The sequence below is a fragment of the Kitasatospora sp. NPDC048365 genome, from assembly GCF_043200835.1.
Taxonomy (GTDB): domain Bacteria; phylum Actinomycetota; class Actinomycetes; order Streptomycetales; family Streptomycetaceae; genus Kitasatospora; species Kitasatospora terrestris.
In genome coordinates this window covers 58,957-71,167 of the sequence record NZ_JBICYJ010000020.1, presented here as the reverse complement: position 1 = coordinate 71,167, position 12,211 = coordinate 58,957, and the positions used below count along the sequence as shown (strand labels likewise).

The 12,211-nt window shown below is 72.7% G+C and carries 11 protein-coding genes; 2 read left to right on the top strand and 9 right to left on the bottom strand.

Annotated elements, in window-relative coordinates; all coding sequences use genetic code 11:
- Positions 1 to 15: 15 nt before the first annotated feature.
- The 7 genes from ACGFX4_RS21385 to ACGFX4_RS21355 all read right to left on the bottom strand — a co-directional run bounded on the left by ACGFX4_RS21385 (position 16) and on the right by ACGFX4_RS21355 (position 5,268).
- On the bottom strand, positions 16 to 1,260 hold the full coding sequence (locus tag ACGFX4_RS21385; protein ID WP_393076624.1) for a cytochrome P450: 1,245 nt from the start codon (positions 1,258 to 1,260) through the stop codon (positions 16 to 18).
- On the bottom strand, positions 1,257 to 1,901 hold the full coding sequence (locus ACGFX4_RS21380; RefSeq protein WP_393076621.1) for an ATP/GTP-binding protein: 645 nt from the start codon (positions 1,899 to 1,901) through the stop codon (positions 1,257 to 1,259). The genes ACGFX4_RS21385 and ACGFX4_RS21380 overlap by 4 nt, the downstream gene beginning before the upstream one ends.
- The gene (locus ACGFX4_RS21375) at positions 1,882 to 2,253 is read right to left on the bottom strand and encodes a DUF742 domain-containing protein (protein WP_393076618.1); all 372 of its coding nucleotides are present in this window, start codon (positions 2,251 to 2,253) and stop codon (positions 1,882 to 1,884) included. The genes ACGFX4_RS21380 and ACGFX4_RS21375 overlap by 20 nt, the downstream gene beginning before the upstream one ends.
- The gene (locus tag ACGFX4_RS21370; RefSeq protein ID WP_345699243.1) at positions 2,250 to 2,663 is read right to left on the bottom strand and encodes a roadblock/LC7 domain-containing protein; all 414 of its coding nucleotides are present in this window, start codon (positions 2,661 to 2,663) and stop codon (positions 2,250 to 2,252) included. Before ACGFX4_RS21370 ends, ACGFX4_RS21375 begins: the two co-directional genes overlap by 4 nt.
- The gene (locus tag ACGFX4_RS21365; protein ID WP_393076614.1) at positions 2,660 to 4,264 is read right to left on the bottom strand and encodes a sensor histidine kinase; all 1,605 of its coding nucleotides are present in this window, start codon (positions 4,262 to 4,264) and stop codon (positions 2,660 to 2,662) included. Before ACGFX4_RS21365 ends, ACGFX4_RS21370 begins: the two co-directional genes overlap by 4 nt.
- Positions 4,265 to 4,478: 214 nt before the next feature.
- Positions 4,479 to 5,039 carry a Clp protease N-terminal domain-containing protein gene (locus ACGFX4_RS21360; protein ID WP_393076611.1) on the bottom strand — a complete coding sequence of 187 codons (561 nt, stop codon included), beginning with the start codon at positions 5,037 to 5,039 and terminating at the stop codon, positions 4,479 to 4,481.
- A 1-nt stretch (position 5,040) separates the two neighbouring features.
- Positions 5,041 to 5,268, bottom strand: coding sequence for an RNA polymerase subunit sigma-70 (locus tag ACGFX4_RS21355; RefSeq protein ID WP_393076608.1), 228 nt, complete (start codon positions 5,266 to 5,268; stop codon positions 5,041 to 5,043).
- A 178-nt stretch (positions 5,269 to 5,446) separates the two neighbouring features.
- Between ACGFX4_RS21355 and ACGFX4_RS21350 the strand changes: the two genes are divergently transcribed.
- Positions 5,447 to 7,006: an FAD-dependent monooxygenase gene (locus ACGFX4_RS21350; RefSeq protein ID WP_393076606.1), complete on the top strand. Its 1,560-nt coding sequence runs from the start codon at positions 5,447 to 5,449 to the stop codon at positions 7,004 to 7,006.
- Between the two features lie 97 nt (positions 7,007 to 7,103).
- Complete coding sequence (locus ACGFX4_RS21345; protein WP_393076603.1) at positions 7,104 to 8,279, top strand: NAD(P)/FAD-dependent oxidoreductase; 1,176 nt, start codon at positions 7,104 to 7,106, stop codon at positions 8,277 to 8,279.
- A gap of 100 nt (positions 8,280 to 8,379) precedes the next feature.
- Here ACGFX4_RS21345 and ACGFX4_RS21340 read toward each other — a convergent pair whose 3' ends face one another.
- Entirely contained in the window at positions 8,380 to 11,280 is a 2,901-nt protein-coding gene (locus tag ACGFX4_RS21340; RefSeq protein WP_393076601.1) for a vitamin B12-dependent ribonucleotide reductase, read from the bottom strand.
- 139 nt (positions 11,281 to 11,419) lie between these two features.
- Positions 11,420 to 11,917 (bottom strand): transcriptional regulator NrdR, encoded by a 498-nt coding sequence (nrdR, locus tag ACGFX4_RS21335; RefSeq protein ID WP_393076598.1) that lies wholly within the window; start codon positions 11,915 to 11,917, stop codon positions 11,420 to 11,422.
- Between the last annotated feature and the right edge of the window lie 294 nt (positions 11,918 to 12,211).

Genomic DNA, 12,211 nt, shown 5'->3' with positions numbered 1-12,211 from the left:
ATCTGTTCGGTCGGCTCAGTCGGCCACGTAGCCGGGGGTGAAGGCCACCGGCAGCGCCACCAGCGCCCGCACCCACGCCGAGGGCCGCCAGACCAGCGCGCTGCCGGTGACCGCGAGGCGCAGGTCCGGCAGCCGGTCGAGCAGCACCTCGATCGCGGTGGTGGCGATCACCTCGGCGGCCTCGCGGGCCGGGTAGGGGCAGCCGTGCTCCCCGTACGAGAAGCTCAGGTAGGCGCGGTTGCCCTCGGCCGGGCGCCCGTCCGGGCGGACGGTCGGGTCGGCGTTGGCCCCGGCGATGCCCAGCAGCACCATGTCGCCGGCGGCGATCTGCTGCCCGCCGAGCCGGGTGTCCCGGGTGGCCCAGCGGCCGGCGAAGATCTGGGTCGGGGTGTCCTCCCAGAGCGCCTCGCCGAGCGCCTGCCCGATCGAGCGGCGGCCGCCGGTCAGCGAGGCGGCGAACCGCTCGTCGGTGAGCATCAGCCGCAGCGCGTTGGCGATCCAGTACGCGCAGGGCTGGTGGCCGGCGATCAGCAGCACCCGCAGGTCCCGCATGACCTCCTCGTCGGTCAGCCCGGCGGCGTGCTCCAGCAGCCGGGAGGTGACGTCCGGGCCGGGGTCCTCGCGCTTGCGGTGGACCAGGCCGAGCATCACGTCCAGCAGCTGCTGGGCGCCGGCCTGGGCGTCCGCGCCGCCGTCCAGCATCGCGACCAGGCCCTTGATCAGGACCGGCGCCTCGTCCTCGTCCAGGCCGAACAGCCGGCACAGCACCAGCAGCGGCAGCCGGTGCGCGTACTCGGCGACCAGCTCCGCCTCGCCGCGACCGGCGAACTCGTCGATCAGCCGGTCGGCGATCTCCTCGCTGAACTTCTTCAGCTCGTACGGGTCCACCCCGGCCAGCGCGTCGGTGACCGCGGCGGAACGGCGCTGGTGCTCGGCGCCCTCCGCGTACAGGATCGACGGGACCGGCGCCATCATCGGCTTCAGCGGCCAGTCGGCGGGGATCTCGGGCCACTGGTTCCACCGGGTGGAGTCCCGGCCGAAGACCTTGGGCTGGCTGGTCACCAGCTGCAGCTCGCGGTAGCCGATCACCAGCCAGGCCGGGACGCCGCCGGCCAGCTCCACCGGGGCGACCGGGCCGTGCTCCTCGCGCAGCTCCCGGTAGACGCCGCCCGGGTCGGTCTGGAAGCGCGGTCCGTACAGCGGCGCGGCGCCGGCGTGCGCCGGGCAGCCCGGCGGCGGGGTGGTCGCGGGCTCGGTCACTCGGTCACCTCGGTCAACTCGGTCGGGGAATCGGCGGCGGCCAGGGCCAGGAACTGGATGTGCCGGACGAGTTCGATCAGCACCTGCTTGCTGGACCCGCGGTCCCGGGCGTCGCAGTCCACCAGCGGCACGTGCGCGGGCAGGTCGAGCGCCACCCGCACCTCCGCCAGGTCGTGCGACGGGCCGCCGAAGTTGTTGCGGGCCACCACGAACGGCAGACCGTGTTGCTCCAGCCGGTCGATCGCGTACCAGGACTCCTCCAGGCGGCGGGTGTCCACCAGCACCACGGCGCCCAGCGCGCCGCTGAACAGCCGGTCCCACAGGAACCAGAACCGCTCCTGGCCGGGCGCGCCGAACAGGTACAGCACCGAGCGCTCGTCCAGGGTGATCCGGCCGAAGTCGAAGGCGACCGTGGTCGAGCGCTTCTCCTGCACCCCGGTGAGGTCGTCCACGCCCTCGCCGGCCCGGGTCATCGTCTCCTCGGTGTTCAGCGGGCGGATCTCGCTCACCGAACCGACCAGGGTGGTCTTGCCCACGCCGAAGCCGCCGACCACGACGATCTTCAGCCCGTTGTCGGCGGTACGGCGCAGCGGGGCCCGGCCGCCGGGCAGCACGGCGGTGTCAGAGCCGTTGGAGTCCATGCAGTACCTGCTTCAGCGTGTCGAGATCGGGCAGCCGGGCCTTGGTGGGCGCGAACCGGGGATGGCGGGCGGTGATCCGGCCGGCCTCCAGCAGGTCGCCCAGCAGGATCTTCACCACGCTGACCGGCAGGGCGAGTTCGGCCGCCACCTCGACCACGGCGGTCGGGGTGGAGCACAGCCGGAGGATCCGCACGTGCTCGGACTGCATGCCGGGCACCGGCTCCTGCTCGGTGACGATCAGCGTGACCAGGTCGAAGGCGTGCTCCGGCGGGCGGCTTCGCCCCCGGGTCACGGTGTACAGCCGGTCCGGGTCCTCGTCCCACCCCGGAAGCGGCCCCCCGGCGCGCGTCACCCGACAGCCTCGGTCTCACGCGGCGGCGCGCTCAGGTACGCGCCGATCTGCTCGATCAGGCCCATCATGTTGTGGCCCACCACGCCCACGTCCGCGTCGTCGTCGGTGACCACCGCGAGGTGCGCGCCCTCGCCGGCCGCCACGATGCACAGGATGCCGCCGTGGAACTCGGTCATCGACTGCCGGACCCCGCCGGTGCCGTCGCCGAACTCGATCGACGCGCCGTGCGCCAGGCTCTGCATGCCGGAGGCGATGGCGGACAGCTGGTCGGCCTGGTCGGCGCCGAGGCCGGAGGTGTGGCAGAGCTTCAGCCCGTCCGCCGACAGCACCAGGGCGTGCCGGGCGCCGGGGGTGCCGGTCAGCAGGTTCTCCAGGAGCCAGTCGAGATCGCGGTCCGTGCTGGTGCTCATTCGGAATCGTCCTTCGGGGAAGCGTCTGTGGTGGTCGGCCCCTGCTGCAGGGCCTTGCGGAACGCGCCGAACCGGGCGGCCGAGGCCGCCGAGGGCAGCGTGCGGACCGGCTGCGCGGCGGGCGCGGGCGGAGCGGTGGTGGTGGTGAGCGTGGACCCGCGGCGACGCTGCGGCAGGCCGTTCTCGGTGGTCGGGGCGGTCGAGTGGGCCGGTACCGGCGGGGCGGCCTCGGGGCGGCGCGGCTCCAGGGCGGGCCGGACGACCGGCACCGGCTCGGCCGCGGTCGCGGTGGCCTGGGCGGCCAGCGCCCGGGCCAGCGCCGGGGTGGGGTGGGTGACCAACTGCTCGGGAATCAGCACCACCACGCCGGTGCCACCGCGGGCGGACGGGCGGAAGGAGATCGACAGGCCGTGCTTGCGGGCCAGCGAACCGACCACCGCGAGGCCCAGCCGGGTGCCGGCGGAGAGGGCGGTGAGGTCCAGCGGGCGACCGGAGACGGCGTGCTCGGCGCGGCGCAGCCAGCTCTCGCTCAGGCCCAGGCCACCGTCCTCGACGGTGATCACCAGGCCGGAGTGCACCTCTTCGACGTAGACGTGCACCTCGGCCGGCGGGGCGGAGAAGTTGGCGGCGTTGTCCAGCAGTTCGGCCAGCGCGTGCATCACGCCCTCGGCGGCGAAGCCGGCCACCGCGGCGGTGGAGGCGTTGTGCAGCCGGACGCGCTGGTACGCGCCGATCCGGCCGAGCGCGCCGCGCAGGATCGACTCCACACCGATCGGCTTGGTCCAGCGGCGGCCCGAGCGGGCGCCGGTGAGCACCGCGATCGAGTCGGCCATCCGGCCGACCTGCGCGGTGGAGTGGTCCAGGCCGAGCAGGTCGCCGAGCATCTCCTCGCCGTGCCGGTGCTGCATGTCGCGCAGCTCGGCGTGCATCGCGGTGGCCAGCGCCTGCACCCGGCCGGCCGCGGTGGCGCACACCGCGAGGGCGGCGGCCCGCTGGCGCTCGCCGCGGCCGACCTCCTCGGCGACGGCGCGCAGCAGCGGGGCGTGCGGGTGGCGGCGGTAGGGGGCGAGCGCGGTGTTCACCGAGGAGCCGGACCGCAGCCGCTCCACCAGGGCCGGGACGATCTCGCCCTCCAGCCGTTCCAGTTCGACCCGCCGCTCGGCCGCCTCCCGCGCCTCGACGCGCAACTCGGCGACCTCGGACAGCAGTTCGTCGGTATCGGCGCGGGCCGCCAGCAGCTCGGCCCGGTCCCGCTCGGCCTCGGCCTGGGCGGAGGCCAGCGCGGCGCGCAGGGCGGCGGCGGCGTTGTGGGTGGCGCCCAGGTCGGCGTGGAGCGCGGCGGCCCGGGCCCGAAGCGCGGTCAGCTCGTGCTGCACCGCTCCGAGTTCGACGTCCGAACGGCGGGCCCGGCCCGCGGTCCGGGCGGCGGCGACCACCAGCATGCACCACAGCAGCGCGGCGACCACGGCGGTGGCGGCGACCGGCGGGCGGTGCGGGGCGTCGGTCGCGCCGATCGCGATGGCCGCGCCTCCGATCCCGAGCAGGATCCCCGCGGCCGACCAGAGTGCGGTGGCGCGGTCGGGACGCGTGCGATCTCTCATCACTCTGATCCTCGAAGCAGGGCGTCGGCGGCAGGGCGGTCGACTGCGCGCGAACGCCCGGCGTGCGCGACGAGCACACTCCGGGCAATTGATCTGTTCACGCGGTCAGCAGATCATATCCATTCACCTCTTGGACTCAACCGGCGAGTTGACGGTCCGTCTCGCTCGGTAATGCTGCGCATCCCTACTTCTCCACGCCTGGTCCACCGGCCCTTCACGCGGCGGCCGCGGCCAGCGCCGACTCCACCTCCCGCTCGACGTCCGCCAGGTCCAGGCCGTGGTCGCGGATCACCCGCACCGCCAGGCCGTTGCCCTCCCGCAGCAGGCCGAGCAGCAGGTGGCCCACCTCGATCCGCCGGTCGCCCCGGCCGGTCGCCGCCCGGAGTGAGAGCACCATCACCTGCTTCGCCCGCGCGCCGAACCGCGGCCCACCCCGCTTCGGGCGGCGTCCGCCGCCGGCCGGCCCGTCCAGCGCCCCCGGCCCGAACCCCGCCTCCACCGCCTCCCGGACGGCCGCCAGGTCCACTCCGATCGCGGCCAGCGCGGCCCCGTCCACCTCGCCGGGCGGCCCGCCCAGCAGCCGGACCACCGCACGCCGCCCGCTCTCCACGTCCAGCCCGGCCCGCACCAGCACCGCCGCCGCGGGATCCCCCGGCTGCGCCAGCACCCCGAGCAGCAGGTGCTCGGTGCCGATGTACTCGTGCCGCAGGCTCCGTGCCTCCGCCTCCGCTCCCGTGACCACCCGGCGGGCGCCGTCCGCGAACCGCTCGAACATCTCAGTCGCCTCCCTTCCCGAAGATCCGCGCGTACTTCTTGTGCACCGCCTGGCGGCTCACCCCCAGGCACACCGCGATCTCGTGCCACGACCAGCCCTGGCCGCGCGCGTTGCCGACCTGCAACTCCTCCAGCCGGTCCGCCAGATCGCGCAGTGCCCGGACGGCCCGCAACCCCACCGAGGGGTCGCTGCTTCCCGCGTCCGCGGCGAGCTGCTTCGTCTCGCTCATGGTGTCAACCTAGGTTGACACTCCCCGGCCTGTCAACCCAGGTTGACACCGGGAAGGCCGGCGGCGAGCGCCCGGCGGGAACCGTCGGACAGGCCCTCGGGTCCGGTCGACGGTCGCGCCCGGGGAACCGAGGATGGAGGGACGGGGGGCGTCCGAGCGGCAGACAGCGGGAGGCACCGTGGCGCACACCCCCACCACCGACGTTCTCGTCACCGGCGCGGGCCCGGTCGGCCTCAGCGCTGCGGCCGAACTGCGCCGGCGCGGCATCCGCTGCCGCCTGATCGACCGCCTCCCCGCCCGCCTCCCGTACGCCAAGGCGGTCGGGATCCAACCCCGCACCATGGAGGTCTGGGACCGGATGGGCCTGGTCACCGCCGCCCTCGAAGCCGCCGTCCCGCTCCGCGGCCAGCTGCTCTACCTCAACGGCCGGGAGCAGGCCCGGATCGACCTCGCCCTGCCGCCCGAGGTCCCGTACGGCTTCTGCGCCATCCCCCAGTACGAGACCGAACGGCTCCTGGAGGACTACCTCGCCGGCCTCGGCACGCACATCGAACGCAACACCGAGTTGCAGTCCTTCACCCAGGACCCGGACGGCGTCACCGCCCACCTCACCACCCCCGGCGGCGGCACCGAGGAGCTCCGCGTCCGCTACCTGATCGGCTGCGACGGCGCCCACAGCACCGTCCGCAAGCAGCTCGGCCTCTCCTTCGAGGGCGGCGCCTTCCCCGACGAGTACATGCTCGCCGACGTCGAGACCGACTGGGACGTCCCGTCCGGCTACACCGTCCGCTCCAGCCACCGCACCGAGGACGGCACCACCGACGACCTGCTGGTCTGCGTGCCCCTCCCCGGCCGCAGCCGCTACCGGATGTCCATGCTCGTCCCGCCCGAGCTCTCCGCCCCCACCGACGGCGCCGCCGTCGCCCACGGACTCGAAACCACCCGCCGCCCCGACCTGCACCACATCCAGGCCGTCGTCGACCGCCTCGCCCCCACCCCCACCACCGTCTCCGACCTGCGCTGGTCCTCCGTCTTCCGGATCAGCCACCGCATCGTCGACCGCTACGCCGACCGCCGCGTCTTCATCGCCGGCGACGCCGCCCACATCCACCCGCCCACCGGCGGCCAAGGCATGAACACCGGCATCCAGGACGCCTGCAACCTCGCCTGGAAGCTCGCCCTCGTCCTGCGCGGCGACGCCGGACCGGCCCTGCTCGCCGGCTACGACACCGAGCGCCGCCCCGTCGGCGAGGAGGTCGTCGGCCGCACCGTCCGCCACGCCGCCCACGGCATCCAGGCCGACCCCGACGACCCGCGGACCCAGCTGCTGCGCGAGGCCCAGCTCCTCGTCACCTACCGCGACAGCCCCCTCCCCGGCCTCCGGCCCGGCGACCGGGCCCCCGACTGCCCCGGCCTCACCACCCCCGTCGCCGGCTACCCCCTGCGCCTGCTCGACCTGCTCCGCCCCCATCCCGGGCACGTCCTCGTCCGCTGGACCGACACCCCCGCCGACCCGCCCCCCGCCGACGGCCTCCCCGCCGTCACCGTCACCCCCCACCCCGCCGCCCCCGGCACGTACCACGACTCCACCGGCGCCTTCGCCCGCCTCTACCGCCCCGAAGGTCCGACCGGCTTCCTCGTCCGCCCCGACACCCACCTCGCGGCCCGCTTCCCCCTCCCCGACACCGACGCCGCCCTGACCGCCTACTTCACCTCCCTGTCCGCCCCGGCCGGGTGACGCGCGCCACATCGGCGGCCCCGTCACGTCCGGGAGGGGTTCCTCGTCCCCTTGGCAGCGCCGGCACCGGAGCCGGTACCGACCTCGGGAGACAGAGATGACCAACGGCCACCGCATCGTGGTCCTCGGTGCCGGCTACACCGGCATGTTCACCGCCGTCCGGCTCGCCCACCGCACCCGCCGGACCGACGTGAGGATCACCCTGGTCAACCCTTCGAGCCGGTTCGTCGAGCGGCTGCGGATGCACCAGCTCGCCACCGGGCAGGAGCTCGCCCACCACCGGATCCCCGACCTGCTCGCCGGCACCGGCGTCACCTTCGTCCAGGGCAGGGCCACCACCGTCGACCCCGAGGCCCGGCTGGTCACCGTCGACGGCGCCGAACCCCTCCCGTACGACACCCTCGTCTACGCCCTGGGCAGCTCGACCGGCACCACCGTCCCCGGCGCCGACCTCCACGCCTACACCCTCAACAGCCCGGAGATCGCCGGCCGGTTCGCCGCCCGGCTGGCCGAGGTCGCCGCGTGCCGCGGCACGGTCACCGTCTGCGGCGGCGGCCTGACCGGAATCGAGGCCGCCACCGAGATCGCCGAGAGCCACCCCGGTCTGCGCGTCACCCTGATCAGCCCGGACGAGCCCGGATCCATGATGGGCCCCAAGGCCCGCGGCTACCTGCGCCGGGCGCTGGACCGTCTCGGCATCACCGTCGAGACCGGCGCCCGGGTCACCAAGGTGCTACCCGACAGCGTCGAACTGGCCGACGAGCGGATCGTCCGCTCGGACGCCTGCCTGTGGACCGCCGGCGTCCGGGTGTCGCCGCTCGCCGCGGACGCCGGGATCGCCACCGACGACCGGGGGCTGATCCTGGTCGACGCCACCCTGCGATCGGTGTCCCACCCGGAGATCCACGCCGTCGGCGACGCCGCCGCCGTCCGCCTGGCCTGGGGACAGATCCACGGCACCTGCCAGAGCGGACTCCCCACCGCCCAGTACACCGCCGACACCATCGCGCGACTCGTCCGCGGCAAGGCCGTCAGGCCGTTCCGCTTCGGCTACTTCCACCAGCCGGTCAGCCTCGGCCGGCGGGACGCCGTCATCCAGTTCACCAGGGCCGACGAGACCCCGCGCCGCATCCACCTCACCGGCCGCGCCGCCGTCGCCTACAAGGAGATGGTCAGCGGCAGCCCGCTGACCACCTTCCGGCTCAGCAGGCGGATGAACGTCACCACCATCGTCTCCAAGGGCGGTCGCGCCACCCGCAGGCCCGCCGCATGACGGCCGCCCCGGCGCCCGGCACCGAGAAAGCCGCCAGGGCGGCGGCGCCCCGTCTGCTGGGAGCGCCGCCGCCCTGGCGGTTCGAACTGTCAGCCGTGCATCAGCTGCAGCCGCTGGTCGAGCCGCAGCCCTCGCAGAGGTAGCAGCTGCCGGCACGGCGCATCTTGGTGCCGCAGGAGAAGCAGAGCGGCGCGTCCGCGTTCAGACCGAACTGGATCTCGGCGAGCTCGGTCGAGTTGTGCGCCTTGGCAGCCTTCGGGGCCTCGACCACCGGGAGCGGCCTGGCGGCCGCCGGGGCGGCGGCCACGGCCGGCTTGTCGGCGGCGCGCGGCGCGGACTGGGCGAGGCCCTCCACGTCCACGTCGTCCTCGACGGGCTCGTAGGAGCCGGTCTCCAGGTGCCGGGTCCGCTCCTCGACGGAGTGGATGCCGAGCGCCGAGCGGGTCTCGAACGGCAGGAAGTCCAACGCCAGGCGGCGGAAGATGTAGTCGACGATCGACTGGGCCATCCGCACGTCCGGGTCGTCGGTCAGACCGGCCGGCTCGAAGCGCATGTTGGTGAACTTCGAGACGTACGTCTCCAGCGGCACGCCGTACTGCAGGCCGACCGAGACGGCGATGGAGAAGGCGTCCATCATGCCCGCGAGGGTCGAACCCTGCTTGGACATCTTCAGGAAGACCTCGCCGAGGCCGTCGTCCGGGTAGGAGTTGGCGGTCATGTAGCCCTCGGCGCCACCGACCGTGAAGGAGGTGGTGATGCCCGGGCGGCCCTTGGGGAGGCGCTTGCGGGTCGGGCGGTACTCGACGACCTTCTCGACGGCCGGCGCGGCCTCGACGGCCTTCTCCTCGACCGCCGGGGTCTTGGTCTTCGCCGAAAGCGGCTGGCCGACCTTGCAGTTGTCGCGGTAGATGGCGAGCGCCTTGACGCCCAGCTTCCACGCCTCGAAGTAGATCTCCTCGATCTCCTCGACGGTGGCGACCTCGGGCATGTTCACCGTCTTGGAGATGGCGCCGGAGATCCACGGCTGGATCGCCGCCATCATCCGCACGTGGCCCATCGCCGAGATGACCCGCTCGCCCATCGCGCAGTCGAACACCTCGTAGTGCTCGGCCTTCAGGCCGGGCGCGTCGATCACGTTGCCGTGCTCGGCGATGTGGGCGACGATCGCCTCGATCTGCTCGTCCTGGTAGCCGAGGCGGCCGAGGGCGCGCGGCACGGTGCCGTTGACGATCTGCATGGAGCCGCCGCCGACGAGCTTCTTGAACTTGACGAGCGCCAGGTCCGGCTCGACGCCGGTGGTGTCGCAGTCCATCATCAGGCCGATGGTGCCGGTCGGGGCGAGCACGGAGGCCTGCGCGTTGCGGAAACCGTTCTGCGCACCGAGGCGGAGCACGTCGCCCCAGGTCTCGGTGGCGGCGGCCCACACCGGGGCGTCCAGCTCGTCGACCGCGACGGCGGCGGCGTTGGCGTCCGCGTGCTGCTGCATGACCCGCTGGTGCGGGGCGGCGTTGCGGGCGTAGCCGTCGTACGGGCCGACGACGCCGGCGAGTTCGGCGCCGCGGCGGTAGGCGGTGCCGGTCATCAGCGAGGTGATGGCACCGGCCAGGGCGCGGCCGCCCTCGGAGTCGTACGCGTGGCCGGTGGCCATCAGCAGGGCGCCGAGGTTGGCGTAGCCGATGCCGAGCTGGCGGTAGGCGCGGGTGGTCTCGCCGATCTTCTCGGTGGGGAAGTCGGCGAAGCAGATGGAGATGTCCATCGCGGTGATGACCAGCTCGACGACCTTGGCGAAGGTGCCGGCGTCGAACGAGTCGTCGTCGTGCAGGAACTTCATCAGGTTGAGCGAGGCGAGGTTGCAGCTGGAGTTGTCCAGGTGCATGTACTCGGAGCAGGGGTTGGACGCGTTGATGCGGCCGGACTCCGGGCAGGTGTGCCAGTGGTTGATGGTCGAGTCGTACTGGATGCCGGGGTCGGCACAGGCCCAGGCGGCCTCGGCCATCTTGCGGAAGAGCTTCTTGGCGTCGACGGTCTCGATGACCTCGCCGGTCATCCGGGCGCGCAGGCCGAACTCGGTGCCGTTCTCGACCGCGGTCATGAACTCGTCGTTGACGCGGACCGAGTTGTTGGCGTTCTGGTACTGGACGGAGGTGATGTCGTCCCCGCCGAGGTCCATGTCGAAGCCCGCGTCGCGCAGGGCGCGGATCTTCTCCTCCTCCTTCACCTTGGTCTCGATGAAGGCCTCGACGTCCGGGTGGTCGACGTCCAGGACGACCATCTTGGCCGCACGGCGGGTGGCGCCACCGGACTTGATGGTGCCGGCCGACGCGTCGGCGCCGCGCATGAAGGAGACCGGGCCGGAGGCGTTGCCGCCGGAGGAGAGCAGCTCCTTGGAGGAGCGGATCCGGGAGAGGTTCAGGCCGGCGCCGGAGCCGCCCTTGAAGATCATGCCCTCTTCCTTGTACCAGTCGAGGATCGACTCCATGGAGTCGTCGACGGCCAGGATGAAGCAGGCGGAGACCTGCTGGGGCTGCTTGGTGCCGACGTTGAACCAGACCGGCGAGTTGAAGCTGAACACCTGGTGGAGGAGGGCGTGGGTCAGCTCGTGCTCGAAGATCTCGGCGTCGTCCGCGGTGGCGAAGTAGCCGTGCTTCTCACCGGCGGCGCGGTAGGTGAGCACCACGCGGTCGATGATCTGCTTCAGGCTCCACTCGCGCTGCGGGCTGCCGACCGCGCCGCGGAAGTACTTCGAGGTGACGATGTTGACCGCGTTGACCGACCAGAAGTCCGGGAACTCGACCCCGCGCTGCTCGAAGTTGATCGAGCCGTCGCGCCAGTTGGTCATGACGACGTCGCGCCGCTCCCAGGTGACCGCGTCGTACGGGTGGACGCCGGGAGTGGTGTAGATGCGCTCCAGCCGCAGGCCGCCCTTGGGCGCCTTGCCGGCGCCCTTGACGGTCTTGTCCGACTTCGAGCTGCGTGCGGAACCGCTCGTCGTCTCAGTCACTGCGTTCTCCTCCTCATGGGCAAACGCCCGAAGTGCCCTGAAAAGTCCGGGCACCGGCTGGTTCTCCTGCGGGCGTGCGGGCAGCCGAGAGCCAGGCCGCCGTGCACGGTGTGTTACGGGTGGGCGCGCGCCGTGAAGATCAGCGCGCGGCGGCGGGGGTCGGCACCGGGGTGCCCTCCTCCGCGGCGAGGGGCTGCCCGGCGCGGAGTTCCGCGATGGCAGCCTCGAAGTCCTCGAGGTTGTCGAAGGCCCGGTAGACGGACGCGAACCTCAGGTACGCGACGACGTCCAGCTCCTTCAGGGGGCCGAGTATGGCCAGACCGACATCGTGGGTCGACAGTTCGGCGCTGCCGCTGGCGCGGACGCACTCCTCGACCCGCTGACCGAGCTGCGCGAGCGCGTCCTCGGTGACCGGGCGGCCCTGACAGGCCTTGCGGACACCGGAGATCACCTTCTCGCGACTGAACGGCTCGGTGACGCCGCTGCGCTTGATCACCATCAGGGTGGCGGTCTCCACCGTGGTGAAGCGTCGGCTGCAGTCGGGGCACTGGCGACGGCGCCGGATCGAGCTTCCGTCGTCGCTCGCGCGACTGTCGACGACCCGGCTGTCCGGATGCCGGCAGAAGGGGCAGTGCACCTGGGGACTCCCTCCCTGCGGCAAGACATCGGACTCGGAACACTCTACCGGACCACAACCTGTAGTCCCGACCGAGCACAGTAGCCACAAGATCTGGTGAGCGACACCCGACGCGCCGGATCGGGTCGAAATTCTCGCCCGCCGCCGAATAGACTGTTCGAGTCGAACATTCGAGCGATCTACACCCGGAACCTTGATCGCGGCGAGTAAACTCGAATAAATTCACTCGAACGTGTGTTTGGCGCAACCTTTCGAAAGGAGGCCCGTTGAGTTGGCAGGGAGAAACAGCACCTG